General features: G+C 41.7%; 25 protein-coding genes. 17 read left to right on the plus strand and 8 right to left on the minus strand.

Going from position 1 to position 26673, the window contains the following annotated elements; translation table 11 throughout:
* Positions 1-30: 30 nt before the first annotated feature.
* Positions 31-690, minus strand: coding sequence for a metalloregulator ArsR/SmtB family transcription factor (locus tag MHI52_RS15910; RefSeq protein WP_036671328.1), 660 nt, complete (start codon positions 688-690; stop codon positions 31-33).
* A 166-nt stretch (positions 691-856) separates the two neighbouring features.
* On the opposite strand from MHI52_RS15910, the gene MHI52_RS15915 reads away from it, so the two are divergent.
* The 7 genes from MHI52_RS15915 (at position 857) to MHI52_RS15945 (ending at position 7458) form a co-directional block, all read left to right on the plus strand.
* Entirely contained in the window at positions 857-2215 is a 1359-nt protein-coding gene (locus MHI52_RS15915; protein WP_076253134.1) for an MFS transporter, read from the plus strand.
* 12 nt (positions 2216-2227) lie between these two features.
* Positions 2228-2575, plus strand: a complete 348-nt coding sequence (locus MHI52_RS15920; RefSeq protein ID WP_370511441.1) for a winged helix-turn-helix transcriptional regulator — start codon at positions 2228-2230, stop codon at positions 2573-2575.
* Positions 2565-2924 carry an iron-sulfur cluster assembly accessory protein gene (locus MHI52_RS15925; RefSeq protein WP_017688344.1) on the plus strand — a complete coding sequence of 120 codons (360 nt, stop codon included), beginning with the start codon at positions 2565-2567 and terminating at the stop codon, positions 2922-2924. The genes MHI52_RS15920 and MHI52_RS15925 overlap by 11 nt, the downstream gene beginning before the upstream one ends.
* Positions 2925-2945: 21 nt before the next feature.
* The gene (locus MHI52_RS15930; RefSeq protein ID WP_076253135.1) at positions 2946-3233 is read left to right on the plus strand and encodes a HesB/YadR/YfhF family protein; all 288 of its coding nucleotides are present in this window, start codon (positions 2946-2948) and stop codon (positions 3231-3233) included.
* Positions 3234-3355: 122 nt separating this feature from the next.
* Positions 3356-4795 (plus strand): MFS transporter, encoded by a 1440-nt coding sequence (locus tag MHI52_RS15935; protein WP_036671331.1) that lies wholly within the window; start codon positions 3356-3358, stop codon positions 4793-4795.
* A gap of 70 nt (positions 4796-4865) precedes the next feature.
* Positions 4866-6089: a macrolide family glycosyltransferase gene (locus tag MHI52_RS15940; protein WP_036671332.1), complete on the plus strand. Its 1224-nt coding sequence runs from the start codon at positions 4866-4868 to the stop codon at positions 6087-6089.
* 139 nt (positions 6090-6228) lie between these two features.
* Complete coding sequence (locus tag MHI52_RS15945) at positions 6229-7458, plus strand: multidrug effflux MFS transporter (protein ID WP_076253136.1); 1230 nt, start codon at positions 6229-6231, stop codon at positions 7456-7458.
* A 172-nt stretch (positions 7459-7630) separates the two neighbouring features.
* On the opposite strand, the gene MHI52_RS15950 is transcribed toward MHI52_RS15945, so the two are convergent.
* On the minus strand, positions 7631-8605 hold the full coding sequence (locus MHI52_RS15950; protein ID WP_076253137.1) for a YafY family protein: 975 nt from the start codon (positions 8603-8605) through the stop codon (positions 7631-7633).
* Between the two features lie 105 nt (positions 8606-8710).
* Between MHI52_RS15950 and MHI52_RS15955 the strand changes: the two genes are divergently transcribed.
* From MHI52_RS15955 to cls, 4 genes are all read left to right on the plus strand, one after another.
* Positions 8711-9190: a GyrI-like domain-containing protein gene (locus MHI52_RS15955; RefSeq protein WP_076253138.1), complete on the plus strand. Its 480-nt coding sequence runs from the start codon at positions 8711-8713 to the stop codon at positions 9188-9190.
* Between the two features lie 177 nt (positions 9191-9367).
* Entirely contained in the window at positions 9368-9715 is a 348-nt protein-coding gene (locus MHI52_RS15960; protein WP_076253139.1) for an S-Ena type endospore appendage, read from the plus strand.
* A gap of 84 nt (positions 9716-9799) precedes the next feature.
* On the plus strand, positions 9800-10144 hold the full coding sequence (locus tag MHI52_RS15965; protein ID WP_076253140.1) for a DUF3992 domain-containing protein: 345 nt from the start codon (positions 9800-9802) through the stop codon (positions 10142-10144).
* Between the two features lie 211 nt (positions 10145-10355).
* The gene (gene cls, locus MHI52_RS15970; protein ID WP_083684765.1) at positions 10356-11795 is read left to right on the plus strand and encodes a cardiolipin synthase; all 1440 of its coding nucleotides are present in this window, start codon (positions 10356-10358) and stop codon (positions 11793-11795) included.
* Positions 11796-11959: 164 nt separating this feature from the next.
* Here cls and MHI52_RS15975 read toward each other — a convergent pair whose 3' ends face one another.
* The 3 genes from MHI52_RS15975 to MHI52_RS15985 are packed head-to-tail and all read right to left on the minus strand — an operon-like array spanning position 11960 to position 15622.
* A complete protein-coding gene (locus tag MHI52_RS15975; RefSeq protein ID WP_036615573.1) occupies positions 11960-13081 on the minus strand; it encodes a Ger(x)C family spore germination protein in 1122 nt (373 codons plus the stop codon).
* Positions 13078-14166: an endospore germination permease gene (locus MHI52_RS15980; RefSeq protein ID WP_036615569.1), complete on the minus strand. Its 1089-nt coding sequence runs from the start codon at positions 14164-14166 to the stop codon at positions 13078-13080. The genes MHI52_RS15975 and MHI52_RS15980 overlap by 4 nt, the downstream gene beginning before the upstream one ends.
* The gene (locus MHI52_RS15985; RefSeq protein WP_036615566.1) at positions 14159-15622 is read right to left on the minus strand and encodes a spore germination protein; all 1464 of its coding nucleotides are present in this window, start codon (positions 15620-15622) and stop codon (positions 14159-14161) included. Before MHI52_RS15985 ends, MHI52_RS15980 begins: the two co-directional genes overlap by 8 nt.
* Before the next feature lie 232 nt (positions 15623-15854).
* Here MHI52_RS15985 and MHI52_RS15990 point away from each other — a divergent pair, with 232 nt between their 5' ends.
* On the plus strand, positions 15855-18155 hold the full coding sequence (locus MHI52_RS15990; RefSeq protein ID WP_036615564.1) for a copper amine oxidase N-terminal domain-containing protein: 2301 nt from the start codon (positions 15855-15857) through the stop codon (positions 18153-18155).
* Positions 18156-18266: 111 nt separating this feature from the next.
* Here the strand turns inward: MHI52_RS15990 and MHI52_RS15995 are convergent, their stop codons facing one another.
* Complete coding sequence (locus MHI52_RS15995) at positions 18267-18815, minus strand: TetR/AcrR family transcriptional regulator (protein WP_036615561.1); 549 nt, start codon at positions 18813-18815, stop codon at positions 18267-18269.
* A gap of 268 nt (positions 18816-19083) precedes the next feature.
* On the opposite strand from MHI52_RS15995, the gene MHI52_RS16000 reads away from it, so the two are divergent.
* Complete coding sequence (locus MHI52_RS16000; RefSeq protein WP_036615559.1) at positions 19084-20253, plus strand: MFS transporter; 1170 nt, start codon at positions 19084-19086, stop codon at positions 20251-20253.
* Positions 20254-20344: 91 nt separating this feature from the next.
* Here MHI52_RS16000 and MHI52_RS16005 read toward each other — a convergent pair whose 3' ends face one another.
* Positions 20345-21226, minus strand: coding sequence for a LysR family transcriptional regulator (locus tag MHI52_RS16005; protein ID WP_036615557.1), 882 nt, complete (start codon positions 21224-21226; stop codon positions 20345-20347).
* A 179-nt stretch (positions 21227-21405) separates the two neighbouring features.
* Between MHI52_RS16005 and MHI52_RS16010 the strand changes: the two genes are divergently transcribed.
* Positions 21406-22791: an MATE family efflux transporter gene (locus tag MHI52_RS16010; protein ID WP_235200833.1), complete on the plus strand. Its 1386-nt coding sequence runs from the start codon at positions 21406-21408 to the stop codon at positions 22789-22791.
* Positions 22792-22866: 75 nt separating this feature from the next.
* On the opposite strand, the gene MHI52_RS16015 is transcribed toward MHI52_RS16010, so the two are convergent.
* On the minus strand, positions 22867-22983 hold the full coding sequence (locus tag MHI52_RS16015; RefSeq protein WP_405157315.1) for an IS3 family transposase: 117 nt from the start codon (positions 22981-22983) through the stop codon (positions 22867-22869).
* Positions 22984-23115: 132 nt separating this feature from the next.
* On the opposite strand from MHI52_RS16015, the gene MHI52_RS16020 reads away from it, so the two are divergent.
* From MHI52_RS16020 to MHI52_RS16030, 3 genes are all read left to right on the plus strand, one after another.
* Positions 23116-24063, plus strand: coding sequence for a sugar ABC transporter permease (locus tag MHI52_RS16020; protein ID WP_036615554.1), 948 nt, complete (start codon positions 23116-23118; stop codon positions 24061-24063).
* A gap of 13 nt (positions 24064-24076) precedes the next feature.
* Positions 24077-24946, plus strand: a complete 870-nt coding sequence (locus MHI52_RS16025) for a carbohydrate ABC transporter permease (RefSeq protein WP_036615551.1) — start codon at positions 24077-24079, stop codon at positions 24944-24946.
* A gap of 65 nt (positions 24947-25011) precedes the next feature.
* The gene (locus MHI52_RS16030; RefSeq protein ID WP_076253143.1) at positions 25012-26598 is read left to right on the plus strand and encodes an extracellular solute-binding protein; all 1587 of its coding nucleotides are present in this window, start codon (positions 25012-25014) and stop codon (positions 26596-26598) included.
* The last annotated feature ends 75 nt before the right edge of the window (positions 26599-26673 follow it).

Below are 26673 nucleotides of genomic sequence, written 5' to 3' on the forward strand. Positions count from 1 at the left end.
GAGCAATCTCCAATGAGGTTGCTCTTTTGGTCATGGCTTATTATGCCTAACGGTGTATACGCAGTTTCTTCCTCCGGCTAGAATGTATTCTCCCCGTTCAATATGAACATTATCGCCTAGAACTGTTTTGAATAAATGTAACTCATTCTTGCATAACCCGGTACATACCGCGGCCGCTTCACAGATCGGACAATGCTTCTCAATGAATAGGAGACTGCCATCATCCTGCTCCTTAACCTCGGCCATATAACCTTCATTCGTACGAATTTCGGCCAATTTCTCCAATCTCTCTCTAACTCCTGATGAATCGCCAAGATGCTGAAGATATTGTTCTTGCATATTTTTATTTCGAACATCCAGCAGCTTGTCCAGCCCTTCAGTACCAAAAGCCTCTTTCATTGAATTGATGAGGCTGACGGATAGATCCGAATATCCACTTGGAAAAAAACGATTAGCCGCGGGAGTTAATATCCATAACTTGGTGGGACGACCCATGGGACGGGCCTCTTCCACAGTGGTGACCAATCCTTCTCCTTTTAGCGCATTCAGATGTTGACGAATAGCCATTCCGGATAACGAAAACTGAGAGGAGAGAGTGACAACATCCATTCCCCCGCGCTCTTTTAACAGATTAATAATTGCTCTCCGGGTACTGGTCGAGACATCCTTTTTAGTTTGATTTCCGCTCATGGTGCACCTCCTTGTGACGCAACTGAGTCTACATGACTAACTACATTTTAAACAAAAATGTTGACAAAGTCAAAGCCGGACTGTAGCTTAGACATTATAAACAAAAATGTTTACTAAGTATCCGGATACGATGTATACATACCAATTTTCTTGGAGGTCACATTTCATGTCGTCTAATCATCAAAGTATTTTCAGTCCGCGTTATTTTGCACTAACCATAGGGATTATTTTATCAGTGATGGCCGTTGGATTCGAAGGTCTATCCGTCACCACCATTGCTCCTTCGATTGCTGGAGACTTGAACGGCCTTAGCCTGTTCGGATGGATATTCAGTACCTATCTGCTTGCGCAGATTATCGGAACGCTGGTCGTCGGTCGAATCATTGATAAAAGAGGACCTGCAGCACCGTTCACTTTTGCACTTCTGTTATTTATCGTAGGGCTGATCGCTGCCGCAACCGCAGGCGACATGTATACCATGATAGGATCACGGGCTCTACAGGGTTTGGGTGCCGGAGCTATGATGACTTGTGTGTATACAGCTATATCGTTAAGTTACCCGGATGAGTTGCGTGCCAAAATTCTTGGAGCATTTGGTACTGCCTATGTTCTTCCGTCCATGCTCGGTCCATATGTAGCAGGAGTTATCGCAGATCAGTGGTCCTGGCGCTTTGTTTTCTGGGGGATCTTACCTGTGCTGGTGGTTTCAGCATTGCTTAGTTTACCTGCCTTTAGGAAATTGAAAGTGCAGAAGACAGGAGGGGATAGCGGATCTTCATCCACTTGGATGGCGTTACTCTTAACGTTAGGTACAGGGATTTTCCTGGTTGGTCTAAGTAGGCTTCCGAGCATTATGGGATTTGTTTTAGTCGTGATTGGCCTAGTATTGATGATATTTCCTCTGCGTAAATTGCTACCGAAGGGAACACTTACGTTGCGCAGAGGAATGCCAGCTATTTTGGCAACACGTGGATTGTTCTTCGCTGCCTATACTAGTACACAGAATTTCCTGGTATTGGCTCTAATCGATGTGAAAGGAATTACACCTTCTCAGGCCGGATTAATTGTGGCGAGTGCTGCATTAAGTTGGTGTATCATTGCGTATCTGCAAGGACGGTGGGATGCGGCAGATCAGGGCAGTGGACGTCATATGAGAATTATTCTTGGCGTATTGTTACTTGCCATAGGGATTGCCATCGTATTTTGGGTACCTGTTGTGACCGTTACCATCGCAGTTATTGGGCAGATCATTGCAGGAGTTGGTATTGGATTGGCGCATCCGATTAGTGGTGTTGTCGCATTCTCCCAAACGGGGGAAGAAGGCGTGGGCCAAACCTCGGCAAATCTGCAATTTGCAGATTCTTTTACACCTGGTGTAGTGATTGGCATTGGTGGTTCCATACTTGTCGTGTGTCAGGCTGGCGGTATGTCACTTCAATCCGGCTTAATTGTAGCCATGGGTTTCCATCTCTTGTTGATCGTCACGAGTATCATTGCCAGTACTCGGATCTCACCACGCAGATGAATAAGAAAGTGGGTGTACAGACCATTGCTCACTGAGGATCCGAATAAACTATTTACAGCTTATCGCATCATCGGAACGAAATGGACGATCCATATTTTATGTGCTCTGTCTCAAGGCCCGAAGAGATTCGGTGAAATATTCGATAACATTCCTTCCATTTCCGAAATGATCCTCTCCAGACGTTTAAAGGGTCTTCAACATGATCATTTGGTCAAAAGAACAATACGGACACGCCCTACACAAATTATTTATGAACTTACGCCAAAAGGAGCTGCTCTTGCAGCATTCATACCCTGTCTAATGGACTGGGATACCAAATTTCAAAATGATACCACCGGGAGGAATAAAGATGATCATTGAGGTCAGTGATACAGCATCGGACAAAATCGTTGAGATCTTATCAAGTGCGGATATCCAAAATGCCTTTCTTAGAGTAGGCGTTGATGAAGGGGGATGCAGTGGTTTGTCTTATACTCTTATCGTGGATGAACAGCAGGCAGAAGAAGACATTGTGTTAAATAAAAAGCAATTTAAAATATTGGTTCACGCAAACAGTATTCCATATATTGATGGTCTTGAGATTGACTATGAAGAGAGCGGAATGTTAGGTGGATTCACCATGAATAATCCAAATGCCAAAGTTTCGTGTGGATGCGGAGCCAGTTTCAGAATGGCCAATTATCGTGGCGAAGTGAAAAAATGTGATTAATGAAGGAAGGAGTGCAGAGCAATGATCTCATTTGTAGTATCTGAACAAGCAATCGATTCATTTAAGAATGAATGGGAATTGGAAGAGGACCAATATGTAAGGATTTACGCAAAATATATCGGAGGAGGCTCCGATGCTTTTACAATTGGCATAAATGCGAGTGCTACACCGGTCGATCCCGCATTGGTTCAATCCATTGGAGGATTTCATTTCTTTGTTGAAAAAACAGATGCCTGGATCCTGGAGGATGAACTTCTCCAAATTGACTGTAATGAACATGGCATATTTTCAAGCAAAATCTCCTATTGAACATGGGGAACCCTATTCTAGACCATAATCTTACTTTTTAAACATTTAACTTTACAAAGTATAACACTTCATGTATATTCAGGAAGTAAAAAGGTTTATTTTACCATAATACCCATCAAATTATGGAGGTGTGGAAGACAAACAACAATCAGATTGGGATTTTTGATGCTCAGTACAGGGCGCCTACAATTGGGATTATGCTGGTTCTGGCAACCGTAGCTTTTGAAGGACTGGCTATCACAACGATTGCCGCGAAAATGGCACAAAGTTTAGAGGGTATTCATTTATACGGTTGGATTTTTAGCGCATTTTTGTTATCTCAGCTTATTGGAACTTTGGTTATGGGTCAGCAGATTGACAAGCGCGGCGTTTTTACATCCATGCTGATATCTTTTAGTGTTTTTGTGTTAGGAACTGTGGTCTCCGCTATTTCTTTCGATATGCACATGCTTATTGCCGGAAGAGCCCTTCAAGGTTTTGGAGCGGGGGCCCTGATCACATGTGTTTATACCTGTGTGACGTTACATTATCCAGATACACTTCGTACTCAAATCCTGGCCGCATTCTCTATGGCATTTGTCCTACCAACCTTAATCGGACCTTATGCAGCAGGCCTTATTGCTTCCTACATCTCGTGGCGATATGTTTTCTGGATCGTTCTACCCTTGATTGGAATAGCGTTGAGTCTCACATTCCGTTCTTTCCGTAATTTGCAGCTTCAGCAAGATCTGTCAGGTCCAGCGCGAGCAACTGACTCAAAGATTATGTATGCGATTCTGCTTGCGGTTGGAACGGGGCTGTTACTCACAGGACTTGGTATGATAACCGATTGGAAAGGCATAGTACTCACTTTGGCTGGATTAGTCGTCATGATCCAACCAATGCGTAAATTGCTGCCTGTGGGCACTTTTTCGGTAAAAAAAGGATTGCCTGCTACTTTGGTATCGAGGGGTCTATATGTTGCTTGTTATTTTACAACGGAAAGTTTTGTGATCTTGGCACTAACCGAAGTGAAGGGGTTATCAGCTGACCTTGCTGGCCTCATTGTAGCAGCAGGTTCTCTGAGCTGGTCCGCCGCAGCGTGGTTACAAGCCAAGCTTGATGCACGAGATCAAGGTCGGGCCCGAAAGGGTAGGGTCATGACGGGCATTGGGATTATGATCGTTGGAACTGCGCTTGTGATCCTGGCTCTTATTTTGACGGACGGTGGGATTATACTCATCCTTCTCTCACAAATGATTACAGGGTTCGGTGTTGGATTGGCCAACCCTACAACAGCAGCCATTGCTTTACAACATGCCTTGCCCAGGAAAGAGGGAGAAATGTCCGCGAATCTGCAATTTGTGGATTCCTTCTACATGGGCGTAAGCATTGGAGTTGGTGGCGCTCTGATTGCCTTGTCCGAAACGTTACAGTGGGGCATATCGACAGGTGTTTTGATCGTGTTAACACTGCAATTATTATGGGTCTTGTTAAGTTTCTTGGCATCACTACGAATTACCAAACTCGTTCATCAAGAACATCATCCAATCAACCAAGTGAAGGATAACATCTCCATGTAACGGATGACGACCGCGTCGTTAAATACATCACGAAGAACGGGGGGACTAATTGCATTGGGAGGTGGGTAAGATGGCACGTGTATTAGTAGTCATTACTCCAGCTGAAGGACATGTGAATCCATCGTTAGGATTAGTTACTCAGTTGATAGACAATGGTGAGGAAGTCATCTATGTGTGCACGGAGGAGTATCGTTCCCGAATTGAACAAACCGGTGCCCAGATCATTACCTATCCGTTTCCACAAGATGCCTTCTCTCATGATCCGGTGTTGAAACCCCAGGAATACAAGCATTCTTATCAGTTCATTTATATGATGGTAAGCGGTATTATCCGGAGGATCATCCCCAATGTGCTACAGGTGATCGAGGATCAAAAGTTTGATTATATGATCTTTGATTCCCTGATGGGATGGGGAGGGACTATTCTTGCAGAAAAACTGGGAATTCCTGCGGTGTGCTCGATTGCGTCCTTTGCTTTTGTGGAGCCTCTGGGATCTAGCTCAGTTCTGAATGAGACGGAGACGAAGGAGCTTTATGAGGCTACGATGAAGATCACAACGGAGTTAGCTGAAGAGCTTCAAGTGAGTATTCCAGCTATGGAAGAGATTCCGGCACATACAGGTCAGTTAAAGCTCGTGTACACCAGCCGTTATTTTCAGCCGCAGGCAGAAAAGCTGGATGATCGTTTTATTTTCACGGGTCCTTCGATCATAACACGCCAAGATGCTCCGACCTTCTCGTTTGAGTTGCTTCGTGAACGGTACCCGCAAACCGTGTACATTGCTATGGGTACGATTTTAAATAAAAATTTGGATTTCTATCAGCTTTGTTTTGAAGCATTAGGGGATCTACCCGTGAATGTTGTTTTATCTTCAGGAAAATACACGGATATGGAGCCGCTGGCTGATCAAATACCACCTAATTTTATCGTCAAGCCATACATTGCCCAGTTGGACATGCTGCAGCATACCGATGTTTTTATTACACACGCTGGAATGAACAGCACAAGTGAGGCGTTATATTATAACGTTCCAATGGTGATGATTCCATTAACATCGGATCAGCCTCTTGTCGCCAATCGGGTACAGGAGCTCGGCGCGGGTATTACTTTAAATAAACATAACCTCAGTGCAACTAATTTGAGAGAGGCATTAACAGAAGTGCTACACAATTCACTTTATAGACGGCAGGCTTACCTCATTGGTGAATCTCTAAGGCAGGCTGGCGGTTACAAGCGAGCTGCCGAAATGATCATGAGTCATATGGGTTCAGGCCGGGGGAGTTACACAATTTAAATAGTTTTCCATTCAAAGTCGCTTAATAAGCGGCTTTTTTTTGGTTTTAATAGTCTTAAGACTTGACCTACAGTTAACTCTATGTCTTATACTCGATTAGGCTTGCAAATTATATAAGGAATTGGAGATTTTATTTATTATGGCGAAGAGCACGAATTGGAATGTTTTTGGACTGGCAATACTACTAGGTTTATTTTCTACATTAGGTCCATTTACGATTGATATGTATTTACCGGCTTTTCCGGAGATTGCACAAAATATGAATACAACGGCATCACTTGTACAATTTAGCCTTACTGCCTGTTTATTAGGACTTGGTGTAGGACAACTCGTTATGGGTCCTTTGAGTGACGCGTACGGTAGACGTAGACCATTGTTGATCTGTATGGCAGCCTACATTATTTGTTCCTTGGCATGTGCTTTTGCTCCGAATATCGGACTATTGATTTTGTTTCGTTTCACGCAAGGATTTGCGGCTTCAGCTGGAATTGTCATTTCCCGTGCGATAGCTAGAGATCTATACAGTGGACATGAACTCACTAAATTTTTCTCTTTGCTGTTGCTTGTAGGGAATTTGGGGCCTTTGGCAGCACCCATCGCGGGAAGTGGGGTTCTTTCATTCACAACCTGGATTGGCGTGTTTATCTGCCTTTCATTCTTGGGAATTTTCTTATTAATCATGACAAAGTGGAGCTTAAAAGAAACACACCCTATCGAAAGACGTATAGTTCCTGACTTCAAACAGCAATTGGGTAATTACAGAATGCTTCTGCGTGACCGTAAGTTTGTAGGCTACATGCTGGCACAGGGAATTATGACAGCAGGGGTCTTTGCTTATGTGGCGGGAACACCATTTATTTACCAAAATATATATGGCGTCACACCCACTGTATTTGCTATATTATTTGCTTCGAACGGCATCAGCTTGATCATCGGATCTCAAATCGTGGGTCGACTAGCTAAACGTATCCCTGAGCAGACGCTGCTATTATCGGGACTATGGCTTGCTATAATAGCAAGTGTGGCTGCTTTGGTCGTCACCCTGGCTCATGGTCCACTTTTCGCATTGGTGATTCCATTGTTCTTCTTTGTATGCTCGATCGGCATTACGTCTACAGCGGCATTCCCACTTGCCATGGAGAGTCAAGCTAAGATGGCCGGAAGTGCAGCAGCACTGCTCGGCGTTGTTCCTTTTCTTCTGGGTGCACTGGTTGCTCCTCTGGTCGGCATCGCGGGTGAGGACACTGCCGTCCCGTTAGGACTCACTTTGTTAATGACCAGTATCATTGCCATTGTTACTTATTTCCTACTCGTTAAAAACGTCCCGCAGCATACACCTAATCATGCCCAGTCTAATGCTGACTTTTAGTATTGAAGGAACAGCTCGCCAAACATTGGCGTAAGACATGAATGAATATGAATATGATTCCATCACAAGTCGCTGCAATAGCGGCTTTTTTTGGTTTTCCGTGCTGAACCCTCAGCCTGAATTCAGGTAAGGTATTGTTAGATAATGGAGAGACTAGGTAGGAGGGGGCTGCTCACTGCTTCATTTGGTATAAGCTTAATCTCTCTTGTACAGCATTCAGGACTTCTTCCGGAATCTCCTTCACCTTGATATCTTCTCCTAGAAAAAGCAACCAATTGGTGATTTCGGTTAACTCTTCTGAGTTATGAACATTCATAAATGCCTTTAGGAGAGCCGTAGTCTGGTATGGATTTGTATAGGCAATTGAAAACTTTAAAGGATGGTATTTTTTGAATTGCGCAATTGCCTTTGGACCAAGTTCCAGAACAAGGTTGATAACTTCTTCCTGTGTATTTCGTTTGAGTTGTTCTACAATCTTTTTTGTACTCAGTCTTTTTTTCGCCGGGTATGCTTCGACATGGATGAGGTTGTCAACGGATACGATTCGTCTTTTTTCTTCCTCCAAGTCAAAACCTTCAATGATCCAATGGCCTTTTTGATGATGAAGGTGCAAGAGAACAATGGGATAGGACTTGGTTTTCTTCTCTTCTTGGACAGTGACTAACAAATAACGTTCTATAAGAAGAATTTGGATGAGTTTTTCCAAGGTAGGGTGAGGCAGGTCTGATAGATCAAGCAAGTCTGGATTATGGGGATTGGTTCCTTCAAAAAGCAATATTTGATTCAAATGTACAAGGTCATCTTGCTGATGTTCTGAGATAAGGCCCAATAACTTTTCAGCCAAAGATTGACGACTCTTCAGATAAGGAAGCTGTTGATTTCTTGTCGCCATAAAAGCAATGAATAACGCTTTGATTTCATTATCGGTAAACCGTACCGTGGGCAGGAGGGAGTTGTTCATGACAAAATAACCCCCGTCCCGCCCAACTTCAGCGACAAGTGGCATTCCCATGGCTTCAATTTCTCTGATATCTCGAATGGCTGTCGAACGAGAAATATTAAATTCTCGCATGATTTCAGAGATGGTAAAGTGTGCACGGTTATTGATATACCGCGTGATGGTATTAATGCGTTCAACTTTTTTCATTGGGCCCCCTAAACAGTATCATATTCTGACATGATTTAAGGTTATTATAAACCTATCAAGTGAAAACACAAATCAATTGAAAATTTAAAGAGGACGGTGTAAACCATGAGTAATTATCATTTCGAAGAAAAAGAGAGCTTTATCGTGTTAGGTATTGGAACGGATCTTAAGAGCGACTATACAGACTATGTTGGCATCAGCAAGGAGAAGGCGGATTTTTGGTCCACGGTGAAAGAGGATGGAAGCCTGGACAAACTAAAGTCTCTGGCAACAAACGACTACATTTTTGCCGTAAACGAAGCAGTAAATAACCAGATGATGCATTATGCTGGTGTCATGACAGCAGAAACTTTGCCAGAAGCAACGAGAGTAATCCAATTTCCTAAGGGAGAATACCTGGTTGTGAAGGGCGAAGCTGCAACGGCTGATGCGCTCAATAATATGCTTACTGGCATTGCCTTTGGTCAAGCCCTCCCCGTAGAAAAAGATTATGCCTATGTTGGCGGTCCAAATACAACAGTTGAAATGGGAGAGAAAAACGGTTTGGTATATGGTGAAATGTGGATTCCTGTTGTAAGGAACTAACGAGCAGGGGAGATTGGATAGTCGGTCGTATATCGTTTAAAGTCACGAACATAGTACTATTAAAAGCCGCTAATGTAGCGGTTTTTTTGTTGTTCATTAGGAGCATAATCATACATGAAAACAGCAGATCACTAATAAAATAAATGAAAGGAAGAATTATGGAAGGGAGCAGTCTGAGTGAATACTCGTCTCGCTGAAACAACTATTTGTGGGGAGTTCCATATAAATTCAGCAAACATAACAGAGGTTTTAACGCTGTGGTCAGCATCTTCAGCCTTAAAAGTACATGGTACAGTAAGTATTTATAATCATAAACAAAGTAATTCATCTGTCTTTTTGAACATAATACATAATGAAGGAACGTGTTCGCTTCCTGTTCTACCGGGTAACACCTGTGCTTTTAGCTGTGCCGGAATGCATCATATTGAAGTGGAGATTGAAAAGAGCTTAAACAATATTGCAAGCGGCACATTTGGAATAGATATATACTATCAAGTTCTAAATGAAGAAGAGGATGAGGAATAAATGGAAACAAAGTTGGAATAGCCCGAACCACTACTATCTCCCCACATATATTTATAGAAAGAGCATTTTTAAGGAGGTTCACAAATGGCTCAAATTGGTAATTGTAATAATACGGTTTCTCCAGCGGTGGTGAACGATGCCGTATGTACTACGATAAATTTGTCAGATACGGGAGGGACACCAACAATTATATACGAAAATTCCTCAACGTTTCTGATAAACGGAACTATTCTAATTGAGAATAACGGAGTGGGGGTTTCACCCACCGCTGCTTTGCTTATTGACGGTGTTCAAATTCCTGGTTTTGTCGTAGCCCCAGGTAGCAGTAGATCTTATACTGCACCAACAATTAATTCTATAAGTCTCATTGGAGCCGGTGCGGGAACAACAAGTATCAAAATTGCGTTCTCTTTGAATTACAGATTCTAAGTATAGGATATTCAATGTGAAAGAATCCCTTCTTTTATAGGAAGTGGATTCTTTTTTGGTTCGATGTCTAGTGATTATCATTTAATAGATTTAGTATTCCTCAAGTATGTTATCATATTCTTTGTGATGGCGGCTTCATTCGAGAACAGCTAAGTAATAAGCACTTTTTATTATTTACATAAAGTCAATGGAAGGCAGGAGATATAGCAGTATGGTCACGCTGATACTTTCGCTCGTTATGATTATAAACATATTACTCTCAGCGGTATTTTTGTTTTTTGAAAGGAGAGACATTGGTTATACTTGGGCCTGGCTCATGATATTTTACTTCATTCCTATTTTAGGTTTTATCGTTTATCTCTTTTTGGGACGTAACCTTAAAAAGAAAAATTTCTACGGACTTTCAGTTGAAGAGAGAAACTCCCTAAAGTTAATTGTCGAGAACCAGTTAGTGACATTGAAGCAGCAACGTAAGGAAAACAACCCCCTGCTCATGAAATATGCTGACTTGATTCAATTGAATCTCACATCATCCAATGCAATCCTAACCAATGACAATGAGATATTCATCTTCGATGATGGACAAGAGAAATTTGATTCATTATTTGCAGATATCAAGGAAGCCAAGAAAGAGATTAACATCCAATATTACATTATTCAACCGGATTCCTTAGGGAAGAAATTACGAGATGAATTAACTATAAAAGCTAAAGAAGGCGTAAAAGTGCGAGTTCTCTATGACGAAATTGGTTCAAAGAAACTTTCATTGAAGTTTTTCAGAGAACTGATCTCTGCCGGTGGAGAAGTAGAGGTCTTTTTCCCGTCACTGATTAGGCCATTAAATTTCCGTATGAATAATCGAAATCATCGAAAACTTTGTATTATTGATGGGGAGATTGCTTATATTGGCGGATTTAATCTGGGAAATGAGTATCTAGGCATGGATAAAAAGTTTGGATACTGGCGTGATACACATTTTAAATTGCACGGGGATGCCGTTAATCATATTCAAGGAAGGTTTATTTTGGATTGGAAACACGCCAGCAAATCCGATCAAGTAAGTTACGAACAATTCTCCTTCAACACAGCAAGGCTTGATGGTTCAAGTCCAGTTCAGATTGTGTCTAGTGGTCCTAACTCACAGGTGGAACACCTGAAGAATATGTACATCAAGCTTATAGTAAATGCCAAAAAGAGTGTGTATATTCAAACGCCTTACTTTATTCCTGACAGCACTTTTATGGATGCATGTAAAATCGCACTGCTATCCGGGGTGGATCTGCGCATTATGATTCCCAATAAGCCCGATCACCCGTTTGTATATTGGGCGACTTGGGCGTATGCTGGTGAATTGCTGGACTATGGAGCCAAGATTCTGTTGTATGATAATGGATTCTTACACGCAAAGACCATTGTAGTAGACGAAGAAGTCGCTTCAGTAGGGACGATGAATATTGATTCCCGGAGCTTTAGGTTGAATTTTGAGGTGAATGCAATTGTATATGACGAGCGAGTTGCGAAACAACTTCAAGAATTGTTTCATCAAGATAGCCAGTTAAGTACAGAACTTACTTCTGATCGTTATAGAAACAGGTCCCTTATTATCAAATTTAAAGAAGGAATATCACGTCTTCTTTCACCTATTTTATAGGTCAGCTTCACTGCCGAAGTTATACTCAACCAGGCACGATAAAACTTTCCACTGAAGTGCTTCTTAACGACTAAAGATATTAGCAAATCCTTCTTTTTACGTCAACAGTCAAAAGCTCTCTTCCAAATGGAAGAGAGCTTTCCCAATTGCACGACAGCATGTTATTAATTTAGAACGCCGCTGCCGACTATTGTAACCTTTACTTCCGGGTGAAAACGAACTTGGGCATATTCTTTATTCCAGTTTAGGCTTTTCCATAAGTCCGGGTAATGGGCAATTAAATGTCTGCCAATACCGAAGGAATCACAACCACTTTGCTGAAGTGTCTTGATAATTTGTTCTGCGTCCTGAGTCATGTCATCGGATAACTGGCTGTTCAGACGTTCAATTGTGTCTTTATCCTGAAGATGATTCATTGCATACTCAACGATCGTTACTGGAAGTTCGATACGGAGGTTCACATCAATTTGGCTATCACTTGCCACCTTTACCGCAAGTTTGCGCTTAATTTGTGCGATATTTGCTTCATAAGTGACATAGTTCCGCGGGTTGTTGGAAGGCCCTGGGTGGACCTTTTTGACAAAACGCGCTGTTTTATTCCATTTCCCACTCATAATAATGTATAGAGGAGCCTGTTCGGTCGTAAGACTCCCATTGAACCTTTGCCCATGAAACAGGGCGATTCCCCTAGCATCAATCTCCTCTCCATCCTTATATAGATAAGGCAGTGTAAAATCCTGTCCCGGATCCAGCATGGGAGGGAGAAGGGTCTCTAACGTCATTTCCGGAAAAATACATAATTCCTCCAGACTCTTAATTTTTTTGGTAATAAAATCACCAATCAATATGCTGCCAACTTTTTTTTGGTGTAACAGATCTCCGGCATCGCCATCCACAATAGCAATTTTCACATGTGATGTTGGGTAATCGGGTTCCCGATATAAGACGTCCAGGTAGGGGTAGATATCATTTTGTGCGAGTTTGTTGCCGTATAAGATCATCCCATATTTGAAAAACCGGATATCACCAGTCACTTTAGCGCGAATTCTATCTGTACTTTGACGGACGGATCTCCCGGTGCCTGAGTGGACTTCATTACCGCTGCTCCCTTGTTGACTCTCAGAATCATCGACAATTTCAAGCGTCTGTTTAATTTCACCCTCTGAGGTGATGTCAAACGCCGAAGCATTAGCCAGTCTTGCATCTTTTAAACTATCCTGATCCCAACATCCCGTCATCACCATGAGCAGGGTCAGCAGGATGAGGATTTTCCCCCGTTTACTCATATCATCTTCTCTTTTCGTTTCATTATATAAGATAGAACCAACAGGAGCAGAGGCAGGATCATGAGAAAAAAGTATGCCGATCTGTTGGCTATCGTACTAATTAACTCAAGTTTTTCCTTCTGTTGTGGCAGATACGCAATTATGCAAGAAGCAAGAACGACATAAGGCACGGCTTTTTTATGGTGTTTTTGTTTGAAGAGATAACTTATACCATAAGATGCCGTATAGTAATAGCCACATATGGCCCCAAAAATGGATATTAACCAGATAGGGAGGAACAGGAAATCGGCCCGATCCATTGTTCCGAGTGGGATAGAGCGGAGCAGATATATGACCGGTTCAGGCATTAAGTCAAGTTGCTGGGGGCTGAACGCCGTTGAACAAATGAACACGGTGAATGCATACAACACCACAACTACAGCACTTGCTAAAGCAACAGACTTGAGTTTGCCACCGCTGCTACCTTCAACCATAGGAAACACAACGAGAAAAAACTCGAATCCAAACATAGCCATTAATGTTTCGGTTGATCCACTAATGATATTGGGCCATCCTGCTTCGGTTAAAGGCAAAAGATATAACAGATTAACTTCCTTGAGTCCATAACTGATCAATACCATCATGGGCAAGACCAAAAAGGAGATGAGTACCAGTACTCGGGCAATGATTCGTAATTTTTGCCGAACCAAATAGATACTGCTGAACAAGAAGAGGGCTAATATAGCCCACCGAGGCGTATCCTGCAGCATCCAGCGGTTAATCACACTGTAGGCGTTCACCAGAACAGAAGTACCCATTAACAGGAAATATCCAACGTAGGCAATGATCAGCAACTTGCCAATCCATTTCCCCGTAATCAGCGTTACAATGTCATAAATGGATGAACTCGGGAATCTTCGCATCAAAAGCCAGCACAACAATATGACAAGTTGGATCAGGAACCCTCCAAGGAATACAGAGATCCACCCACCGCCTTTAGAGAGAAGGTGTATACGGTAAGGGAGGGACAAGATATCTACACCAATTTCAAATTTCAAAATGAGCAAGAATAATTGTCCCCGAGTAATTGTTGTTTCCTTATTCACGTTTTTTCCAACTCCTAGAGAACTTCTGCTGATTCAGCCGCTGCGGGCGGGCATCATGAGGACGCCCGCGAAGCGCCCAGATGGGAAATCGAATCCATACATCCTTCATGTCAGCTAATCGGAAAGGGGCCACTGGAGCAAAATAAGGCGATCCGAAGTTTTCCATCTTACAGAGGTGAATGGTTAGAATTACCAGACCAAATGCGATGCCGATATATCCAAAAAGCGCCGCTCCAATCATCATTGGAAAGCGGAGAATACGGACTGCCGAACTCATCTCATGCGAAGGCACCAAAAACGACGAGATAGCGGTTAGTGAAACCACAATAATCATTGTATAGGATACAAGCCCCGCACGAACGATAGCATCTCCGATAACCAAACCGCCAACGATGCCGATGGTCTGGCCCACACGGCTGGGAAGTCGGACCCCGGCTTCTCTTAATACTTCAAAGATCAGTTCAAGTAACATTGCCTCTACAAGTGCAGGAAAGGGGATGTTCTGTAATGATTTCTTGATCGTGTGTGCCAGTTCGATCGGTAAAATAGCGGAGTGAAAAGAGATGGTTGCAATATAAACAGCAGGTAATGTAAAAGCAATGACAAAACTCATCATGCGAATTAAACGTAAAAAGGAACTGACAATCCAGCGACCATGATAATCATCCGGACTTTGATAAAAAGCAAAAAACGTAACTGGAGCAATAAGAGCTGAAGGACTTCCTTCGGCAAGTATGGCGACACGTCCTTCCATCAAGTTGGCAATAACCCGGTCAGGTCTTTCTGTATTGAGCTGCTGGGGAAACAGAGAGAAGGGGTTATCCTCCATAAACTCTTCAATAAAACCTGGAGCGAGCACCATATCTGAAGATATGGACGTGATTCGCTCTTTTACTTCGTTCACTAACTCCGGATTGGCCAAGTCTTGAAGATATACAACTGCAATTTTGGTATGTGTCTTCTCGCCGACGTTAAAATATCGAACGATTAAGGATGGACTAATAATTTGTCTACGGATCAGATTCAAATTAACCGAAAGCTGCTCTACGAATCCATTATGCGGCCCTCGAATAACGCCTTCATTCTCCGGTTCGGTTGTGCTTCGGACATACATTTTCTCGGTAGAAAGAATGTAAAACTCCGGGTACCCATCGATTATGTAAAGACTTTTCCCTTGAATAAGTGAATCTATTCCACGTTGCAGATCCGTATCTTTTCGACTTTCTAAAGTCGTGAACGATGGGTAGATTTCCGAATGAGCTTGGCCATTCAGTGCTGTTAAGACATGTGTTTGAATGATCTCCTGATCTACAAGTGAATCGATATAGAGAAGCACACTCTGTACACCATTAAGTAGAAGCTGTTGTTGTTTCAAATCGTCAGTACAGTAGAGGGACTGTTCAACATAAGAAATATTCATTTTTAATTCAGAAAAAGCCTGATTGGTTGGGGTCATTGATCCACCTCTTTATAAAATGCGACATGGATTATCTTGTGCAAAATCAAGACTATTATGCAATAGGCGCTTCTTATTCAAAGAACTTATAACCAAACATTGAAAAAATAGTTGCACAAAAATCCATAATTTACAATTCAATTAGAAACTTTTTCCTAAATCTAGCGTCTAATACTATGACTTTTTGAGGGGTTATACATTACTAGAGAGTAGAAGGAGCCAAAGACAACACATGAATATGAAGAAGAAATTATCCATTTTTACCGCTTTAGCCGTTTTTCAAGCATTTGCAGTTGGTTCTGTGAGTGCGCAATCAGCACCGCAAGGTGACACCGCGTCAGTAAACACAGCCAATGTAGAATCAGTTGAGGTGTTACAGCAAGAGCAGCCGATTGCAGAGCGTGAAGTGAAGACGGAGAGCAATAACAAATCTATCAATACTCCGCCCACTGAAACCAAGGACACTCAAACCTCAACCGGCACTGAGGCAACACCTAAAACAGAGAGCGAGAAACCTGCATTGGATGGGGGAGAGACGACTACAAACGAAACGGGTGAAAAACCTGTAGTTCAAGAGGAAACCCCTGAGAAGGTTGAAACGCCAGCTACGCCTGCTCAGATAGAGCAACCATCCATTGATGGAACGTCTCCTGCAGCAGCAGGTGGGAATCTGACGTTGTACATGAATAGCAACAAAATGGAGCAGGATGGAAAAACGTATCTTGCTGGACAGCCAATGGCTGTAAAAAACGGTGTATCCTATGTTGCAATCCGTGCGCTGGTTGACCGTGTGGGATACGGCGTCAAATATGATAACAAAACCAAGGAAACCATCATTATTAGTGGTGAAGATGAACTCCGATTCAAAACTAACAGCAAGGACTATACGGTAAATGGAGAGACCAGAACGATGAAAGGCCCTGCTTATCAGCAAAAAAGTACATTCATGGTGCCGTTAACTTCCATTACTCAAGCTCTGAACATCACCTATAAAGTGAATCAGTCGGCTAAAACGGTTGTGTTGAATCTTAATACAAAACCTGTTGCAAGCTTTACCATTTCCCAAAAGGAAATTTTTGCGGGTGATCAAGTAGACTACGTGACTTCTTCCAGTTCACCTAATGGAATGGATATCGTTGACGAACGCTGGACTGGTCGCCAGGATTCATTTGATCAAGCAGGTACATATACGATTTCATATCAAGTACAGGATTCCAATGGTCAATGGAGCGATCCCTATTCAACTACGATTGAAGTTTTGGCTCCTAATCTTCCTCCTGTAGCCATGTTCGCCACGGATAAAGAAGAGTATAAAATGGGCGAAAAAATAACATACACAGACCAAAGTACAGATGATGAAAATAATATTGTTAAAGCGGCGTGGGAGAACAATTCACTTGCGTTCTTTGAACCGGGTCCAAAAACGGTGACTCTTACGGTAACTGACAATCACGGTGCTACGAACACGTACTCCAAAGTCATCACCATAACCAATGAGACCTTATATTCATTTACCGATTTTAATTTACTCTTCACGCCGGTAGGACAGAAATTCACCTTTAACGGCGGCGAAGTGACTACGATGGAGAAAGTGCCTTATACGTACATGGATGAGCCAAGTTTGCTGATCCGCAGTAACAGTCCGGAAACTGTGAATACGGAAGGCATTGTATATAAAGAATCATCTTCGGGGCAGACCCGTTTCATGATTCACCACGTGAACAATACAGGCAAAAGAGTAAAAATGTATGTGATTGCAACCAATAACAATCTGAATCCAGCCGTATTTGAACAACAGAATATGGGCTTTGCCGGACCTACACCGTATGCTACCGTAGCTGGGAAATTGTCTATTGATAAATGGTTCAAGTCGATTCAGACTGGAGCGGATCAAAAGAAAGAGTACCTTCAACCTGGGGAAAGCAAACTGATTTTGACAGAACTTAATAAAACGCCGATGAAAGAAGGACAAGTAATCTCCCTCTATTCGGACGCTTATAGTGATTATTCCTTAGACTATAACGTTATCCTGGTGGAAGAAAATAAAGATCCTTTCGAGGCTTTGTCATTGCTACCTGTGCTGGATCGTGACGGAGTACACAACCGGGGTACGTACCCGAATGCGACTCGCATTATAAAGTACGATGAGCACGTGGGAATCAAACCTGCCCGTCTGCCACTTGGTGACAATTCAAGCGATCCCAATCTGGTAGGAACAGATCCGATGGCTTACACAGACGCATCCAATGCGGGTAATTTCGGCGTATTGTACAAAATTACGCTGACCAATGTTGCTCCGCGTACACTTATCTCCTTTAACCCTCGTGGAGGGAAGTACTCCGGAGTAGCTCTGGTGAACAATCAGTTGGTATCGATTGCCGATGGTAACGTTGCGGTTGCCAATTCAAGTGAACAAAGCGTGCTTTACCGCACCGGTTCAACTGGAGAGAGCGTAACCATTCTATTCTCTGCCGCGCCGGGAAGCAACCTGCCGGTCAATCTGCTCTTTACACCACTCCCATCGGAGAAGTAAAGGTATATAAAGTTTTATATCTAAATCAAAGGCAACCGAACAGGAATGATTCGGTTGCCTTTTTTTGCGTTGGAAGAAATCAGACTATAGTTGGGAATGAATCATCTTTGTTTAGGAGAGGTTATTTTCCAATAACATTCCCACTTGTTTTCCCATAACTTGAGGTGAATAGGGCATGTCATTAATAAACCACCATTCTACAATTCCTACATAAGCTGGTGAGATAAATTGAATAAGAAGCTCTTCATCTATTCCTTGTTTTTTTCCCTCGGACATATCCCAACCATTCTTAATATCGTCTGTGACAAAATCGAGGAACCTGCTACGGAAAAAAGGAGCTCCTTTACTAGTTAACATTGCTGAAAAGAATGAATAATGTTGTTCAAAATATAAAAACCATGTTGCACTACCCTCTAATGTATCCGTTTCAGCTTCCAATTCACACAATCTCTTTAATTCCTCAATATGCTCTTCAATAAGCTTATCCAGTAGATCGTACTTATCCAAGTAATGCAGATAGATCGTTCTACGATTAACATTAGCTTGATCAGCAATATCCTGAATCGTAATGTCATCAAAACTTTTTTCAGACATGAGTTCTATCACTGCTTTTTTGATAGCTTCTTGAGATTTCAAACTTCTTCTGTCCACTTTAAGCATGTACATCCACCTAACTTTCTTGAAAAGTAATTCACAATTTGAGTCGCGTTGTGTATTAATGCACGAATCCTGATGTTTTGTGGTTGTTGATACATTTTATTTATATATAATAATACACGAATGAGTATTAAGCCCTCAATGTGAATTTAAATTATTATAAATGATTACAGCCAAAAGGAGGAGAGTTTGGTTTCAATCATTTGAATATCATCTTGGGCGGAGTACAGCATGAGAAAGAGAATATGGAGCAACGGTGGGGGTAATAATCATGTCTAAACGAAATAATTTATTTATATTTATATTAACTTTGGGTGTCTTCGGAATCTTAAATACTGAAATGGGCGTTATTGGGATATTGCCTCAAATTGCTGAACAGTTCAATGTTAGCGTGTCTCAAGCAGGATTGCTAGTAAGTCTGTTTGCACTTGCAGTTGCGATATCGGGTCCCATTCTGCCTTTAGTGTTTTCGCGTTTTAATCGCAGAGGGGTAATGCTACTTGTACTCGGTGTGTTCGTGATTAGTAACATTTTCTCTATATTTGCAACAAACTTTACATTCGCAATAATTGCTCGTGTTATCCCGGCATTTTTACATCCCGTCTATATCTCGATCGCTCTGACAGCAGCAGCTAGTTCGGTTAGTGAGAAAGAGATTCCTAAAGCAGTGTCAAAAGTCATTATGGGCGTGTCTGCTGGCATTGTGCTAGGTGTACCCATCACAACTTTTATTGCCAGTATCGCTTCAATTGATGCTGCTATGACTTTTTTTGCTATCGTGAATGCAGTAGCATTCATTGGTGTATTGCTATTTGTTCCATCCATGCCTGTCAGAGAAAGGCTTTCATACGGATCTCAACTACGTGTATTGAAGAAAGCAATAACTTGGCAATCTATTGTTGCCGTTATATTTGTAAATGCAGCAACGGCTGGAGTGTATAGTTACTTCGCCGAATATCTTGCGACCATTACTCATATTTCTGGGAAAGGCCTCAGTCTAATGTTAGTTATATTTGGTGCAGCCAGTTTGTTTGGTAACGTATTAGGAGGAAGATTGCTTTCCAAAAATGCAATTAAGTCCGTAATGATCTATCCATTTGTATTTGGAGTAGTCTACATCTTCCTGTTCTTTATGGGCCAATTCACTGTCCCTATGTTCATTATTGTTGTTATATGGGGAGTGCTGTATGCAATCGCAAGCAATATTAGTCAGTATTGGATTACGTCAGCAGCTCCGGAAGCCCCTGAATTCGCGAATGGATTATTTCTAACATCTGGTAACCTGGGCGTAACCATTGGAACAACTGTTGGAGGGTTGTTTATATCAGGAATGGGGGTTCGGTACATTGTAGTAGGTGGACTGTTATTTTTGATATTGAGCCTGGCGTTTATCCTATTAAGAATTTATATGTATACTCCTAAAAAACAAATCTCTCATTGAGAATTTAACCTTTTGTTATCTTGGGGACACGTTAATAACGTGTCCTTGTTTTATTGAAGAATAACCACACTAAAGGTAAAGCGCACTTTTATTATGAACCATAGATATCCTTTATAAATTGAATAAAGTGAGCGGTAGCTGAGCTAAATATCCTATTCTTTTTCCAAGCGAGTACATGATTTGTTATTCGTTCAGGTTCAAAGGGAACAAAACATGTGCTATTACTTTCCCGGATTGTATATGATCCGCTTACACATATGGCATACCCCAGTTTCCGTTCTACCAACTGCATCGCATTAGTCAATAAATTATGGGAAGCAAAAATAGTAAGACGATCATTCTCCACACCAAGCCAACTTGCAATCTCATTCTGCACAATTGTCCGACGGGGTGGAATTAAGGGTAATGAAAGTATTTCTTGAATCCCAATGGTTGATTTCTGAGCAAGAGGATCATCTCGTCTCATCAGAATGCCCCACTTGTCCGGATAGGGTAATCGAACATAGTCATATTTTGCAGTTTCAATGGGTTCCAATAATATGCCAATATCGATATTTCCTCGATCAAGCTTTTCTCTAATGTCATCTCCATCTGCACTATACAGTTCATATTGTACTCTAGGATGCCGGTTAGAGAATTTCTCTACAATTTCTGCCAACGCTTTGGATACAATGGACTCCACACATCCAATAGAAACTACTCCACCAATTAAATCCTTTTGTTCTGCCAGATCTCTTTCTGTCTTGTCTAAGAGGGAAACGATCTCTTTTACCCGTTGCTGATACAAGAGACCGCTATCTGTTAGTGTAATCTGTCTTTTTCCTCGTATCAACAAACGCGTACCCAGTTCTTCTTCAAGATCCATAAGCTGCCTGCTTAGTGTTGGTTGCGTAATATGAAGGATTTCTGCTGCTTTTGTTATATTGCCTACTTTAGCCACAGTTAAAAAGTATTTTAAAACCCGAATATCCACAACTTATCATCCTTTCATAATGCATCGGATAAATCATTCACAGATGATTATACGATACATATTAGGCATGATACAAAATACACCATAGGTATTAGTAATTATACAGATAGGAATTTACAATGAATGGAGAACGTGACTTGAGAGTTATGTAGTGAATAATAGAATATGAGGTTGAAACTATGAATAAATCGAAAATGCCATTTTCGACCCCGTTGTTATTTACGGATAAAGATTTAATGAAAATATTTATTCCGTTAATTATTGAACAAATTTTAGCATCTTTGATCGGATTGTCAGATTCAATCATGGCAGCTTCTATAGGAGAGTCAGCCGTATCTGCAGTTTCTTTAGTCGAAATGATTATGTTACTGTTAATAAGTTTATTCGCAGCTTTAGCTATGGGTGGCACAGTGATTGTAGGGCAATATCTCGGAAAAAAACAGGAAAATCAGGCCAGAGAAGCCTCGAATCAATTAGTTTGGTTTGCTGGAGCAGCAGGGCTTGTTATTATGATTTTTATTTATCTCTTTAAAAGCTTTATTTTAGATATTCTCTTTGGCAATATCACCGACGAGGTATATAACTATGCCAACACTTATTTATTGATCATCGGAGCTTCTATTCCTTTTTTAGCTCTCTATAACGCTGGAGCTGCCATATTCAGAACGATGGGCAACTCCAAATTGCCTATGAAAATTATGCTGGCTATGAACATTCTGAATATAGCGGGCAATGTCTTGTTCATATATGGGTTCAATATGGGGATTGCAGGGATTGCTATTCCTACTTTAATTTCCAGGATAGGTGCTGCAGTATGCATTCTAATTCATCTAACAAATCCTAAGCAAATTCTTCATCTGAATAAAACCGTAAAGCATAAGTTTAATTCAATGATGATTAAACAGATCATGCGAATTGGTGTACCTTATGGAATAGAAAATGGAATATTCTATTTTGGACGATTGTTGATACTAAGTTTGGTATCTACATTTGGAACAGCTGCTATAGCTGCAAATTCGGTTGGCAGTACGATTACTTCATTGCAAGCTTTACCTGGAATGGCCATTGGTTTAGGTATGTCCATAGTCATTTCCAGATGTGTAGGTGCTGGAGATTTTACACAGGCTAGATACTATACGAAAAAGATACTTGGTATCATTTTTGTGGCACAGATTGTGAGTTCCGTGGTGAGTTTAGCCTTGTTCCCAAGTATACTGAGCATTTATAATTTTTCAGTAGAAGCAACGCAGTGGACTACTGAGATTGTGTGGAGCCATGCGATTGTCATGATATTGATTTGGCCTTTCGGCAATGCACTTCCATCGGTATTTCGGGCTGCTGGAGATGCAAAATACCCCATGCTAGTGAGTATGATTACTATGTTTTGCTGTAGAATTATGTTCGCTTATATCTTGGTATACCTATTTGATATGGGGATGTTTGCAACATGGATAGCTATCTATTGTGATTGGTTGATAAAAGGAGGGCTGTTCATTTGGAGGTATGTTAATGGGAAATGGACTACATTCCAAGCTACCGAGCTAAATGGCAGGAAAGCTGAATAATTAATCGAATTGCTTGAAGGAATGGCTTTAAGCATCGAAGTTCACAAAAGCGCTCCAAGCTGCGGCGCAACGAATTTAAGAAGCTAAGGGCGTTTCCCGGTATTCAACCGAGGAACGCCCGTTTAGTCTTTTCTGGAATCGGTTCTGGTTATAGAACATAGTATATTCGCTCACTTGCTGCTCAACCTCCACTTGGCCGGGATTAGCTGTTGGAACGAGCCAGGCACACTTCCTTAAAATCTTATAAGAAATTCTTGATATTTCAGAAATTTATCCGAAAGGCGGGTGCTATTATACAAATACAAACAAAGACGAGGTGATGAAATGCAAGCAAAGTTGGCAGCGGACGCCATTCCCATCTCCAAAAAGCGAAAGACATGGATAAGGACGATACAAAAGCACAAAGTGATGTATGCTCTCTTATTACCAGCTTTAATTTACTTTGCGGTATTCAAATACATTCCTATGGCGGGAATCATGATTGCTTTTAAAAACTACAACCTGGCTTTGGGGCTATGGGATAGTCCATGGGTGGGATTCAAAAATTTTACGGATTTTATGAACGGCGTTTATTTCTGGGACATCATGAAAAATACGATCGTCATATCGTTGTATAAGCTATTGTTCGGTTTCTCCGCGCCCATCGTGCTTGCTTTACTCCTCAATGAAGTGTATAGCCAATGGTTTAAGAAAATCGTACAGACGATCACTTATTTACCTCATTTTCTATCATGGGTCATTGTGTATGGAATTATGGTAGCATTACTAGCCCCAGGCGATGGTCTCTTTAACATGATTTTGAAGGATTTAGGTGTTGAACCCATCTCGTTTCTAACCGAACCTGCCTGGGGCAGAATGCTGATCATCTTATCTGAAGTATGGAAGGATATTGGATGGGGGGCGATTTTGTACCTTGCCGCCTTGGCAGGAATCGATCCAAGCTTATATGAAGCGGCTCGAATGGATGGCGCATCCAAATGGAGACAGCTCTGGCATATCACGTTACCCGGTATTCGAGGAGTCATTATTCTGATGCTGATTCTTAAATTAAGCCATATCCTGGATGCGGGTTTTGACCAAATATTCATGTTTGCCAACACCTTTAACCAGGAGAAGATCGATATTATTGACACATGGGTATACCGCGAAGGGTTGGAACGTCTTAAGATTGGCTTGGCTACGGCTGTAGGATTGTTTAAAGCTGTCATCGGATTTGCTTTAGTGTTGGCAGCGAATAAGCTCGCCAAAAAATTCGATGGGCAAATCTGGTGAGGTGGTCTTTAGAATGATCCATATGACAATCGGGGAAAAAGTCTGGCAAACCGTCGTTTATGTAGTTCTTATTATATTATCCCTACTGTGCGTGCTGCCCTTTCTATATGTGGTTGCTGTCTCCGTAACACCTGAATCGGAAGTATTAAGAAGAGGGATTGTGATTATACCAGAATCCTTTACCTTTCTGGCCTATAAAGAAGTATTCATTTCTCATGGGATCTGGCAGGCGTATAAAATTACGTTGTTCCGAACGATTGTAGGGACTGCGTTAAACGTGTTTTTTACGGTAATCGCGGCCTACCCGTTATCCAAAAAATATTTGCCCGGAAGAAGTCCATTTTTACTCTTCATTGTGTTTACCATGATGTTCAGTGGGGGATTAATTCCGACTTATTTACTAATCCGCTCTTTGGGATTGTTAAACAGTCCTTGGGTATTGATTATTCCAAATCTCATTAGTGCATTTAATCTGGTGATCATCAAAGGTTTTTTTGAACAATTGCCTGGTGAAATTGAGGAATCAGCGAGGGTAGACGGTGCCAGTGAACTTCAGACGTTATGGCGGATCATTTTACCCCTTTCCTTACCCGTCCTGTCCACCATTTCCTTATTTTACGCAGTCGGGCATTGGAACAGTTATTTTGATGCTATTGTATATATCAATGATTCCAACTACATGCCACTTCAAGTGATTTTGCGCAACATTCTGCTTAACGTTGCAACTCAAAGCGCTGATTCGCTCGCCAATTCCGGGGCTGTCAGTACGTTCGCTGTGCAGATGGCTACAGTAGTTGTAACTACAGTCCCGATATTGATCGTTTATCCATTTTTGCAAAAGCATTTTACCAAAGGTGTACTCCTGGGATCCGTTAAAGGATAAAAGGTGTTCCAACCTAACTTATTACGGGGAAACCGTGATAATATACAAGCAAAGGAGAGGTCAATATGCAGCGTAAAAAGATTTCATTTGCTATTCTATCGGCAATCTTAGGACTTGGAACGCTTTTATCAGGATGTGGGGGGAATGAAGAAGTTACATCGACAACTTCGAGTAATTCGCAAGGCCAGTCTGGCCAGTTTGCAACAAAAATGAAAATCTCAATGTTTAACCAAGGCACTTTTAATGCTGCTGCTCCGGTACCTCCACGTGATGAAGATATTCAACGCCAAATGTTGGAAGAAGAGATGAACATCGACTTGGAGATGATGATTCCTCAGGCTGGGCAAGCAACAACCAAACTGAATACACTCATTGCAGGCGGGGATATTCCAGACTTGATCTTTTTGAAAAGTCGTGCTGATCTTGCGCAATATTACGACCAAGGAGTTCTTGCCGATTTGACACCGTATATGGACCAATTCCCTGAACTACAGAAACGATTTGGCACCGACTCATGGGAGGCAATGTCCTATCAAGGGAAGACCATTGGAGTTCCAGGCTATGATAATGTAAACGGTATCAGTCGAAGCTTCTTCATCCGTAACGATTGGCTCAAAAAGCTGAATATGGAGGTACCAACGACACCTGATGAGTTGTTCGAAGTTATGAAAGCCTTTACAGAGAAAGATCCGGACGGGAATGGCAAAAACGATACGTACGGATTCATCGGTGGTATGAATAAAGAAGGTAATCTGCAAACCTATGGCTTTGATAGCTTGATGTGGATGTTTGGCGTCAATCCTCCTTCAGCCGTTGAGATAAAAGATAATGAACCGGTATTTCTGTTTATCGATCCCAAAATGAAAGAGGCGCTTGCTTACATTAATAAAATGATGACAGCCAAGGTGGTTGACCCGGACTGGGTGACGATGAATTCGCCGGATCTGTTGGACCAAAAGATGTTTAAGGGTAGAGTTGGCTTCATGATCAGAGATGCTCGTAGACTGGAACCGGATTATCAACAGAAAATGAAAGAAATTAGTGGCGAGGTGCCCGAATGGATCGTTATTCCTCCGATGAAAGGTCCTTACGGGGATCAAATTGTAGAGAGAAAATCATTTCAGGGCAATTCATGGGCCATATCCGCAAAAGCGGACGAGGACAAAATCATTCGGATCTTGTCCATGTTAAATTATCTCTTTACGGATGAAGAAGCCTATCCGAACTTTGCATACGGAATTAAAGGCATCCATTGGGATGTTGTAGACGGCAAGATCAAAAATAAAACCTCCGAGTTATCGAAGGAAATGAAAGAGAAGTACCTATGGGTTGATCATTATAGAATGCCGCGCCGTGGTGATGATGCGGAGTACTTCAGTTTCCAGAATCCGAAGACAGCGGAAGCTTTCAAGGACAATCAGCAATATGTGGGGCCAACGTTGCCCGGAAATTTATTGACCCCAGACCCTAGCGATACCTTGGATGCTGACCGCACACGTTTCATTAATGAAAGCTTAGTTAAATTTATGACGGGCAAAGAGCCTCTTTCCAACTGGGACAATTTCCTTCAGACGCTGGATACCAAGTTTGACATGCAGAAATATAAGGAAACAGCAATCCAGCAATTTAAAGAAGCCGGCCTTATCAAGTAAAAATAAACGAAGAGAGAGTGGCTATTCGTAGCCCCTCTCTTTATTAGCATATGCTATTCTTAGTTTAAAACGGAA

This window comes from Paenibacillus sp. FSL H8-0283, from assembly GCF_045040675.1.
In the GTDB taxonomy this organism is placed as follows: Bacteria; Bacillota; Bacilli; order Paenibacillales; family Paenibacillaceae; genus Paenibacillus; species Paenibacillus amylolyticus.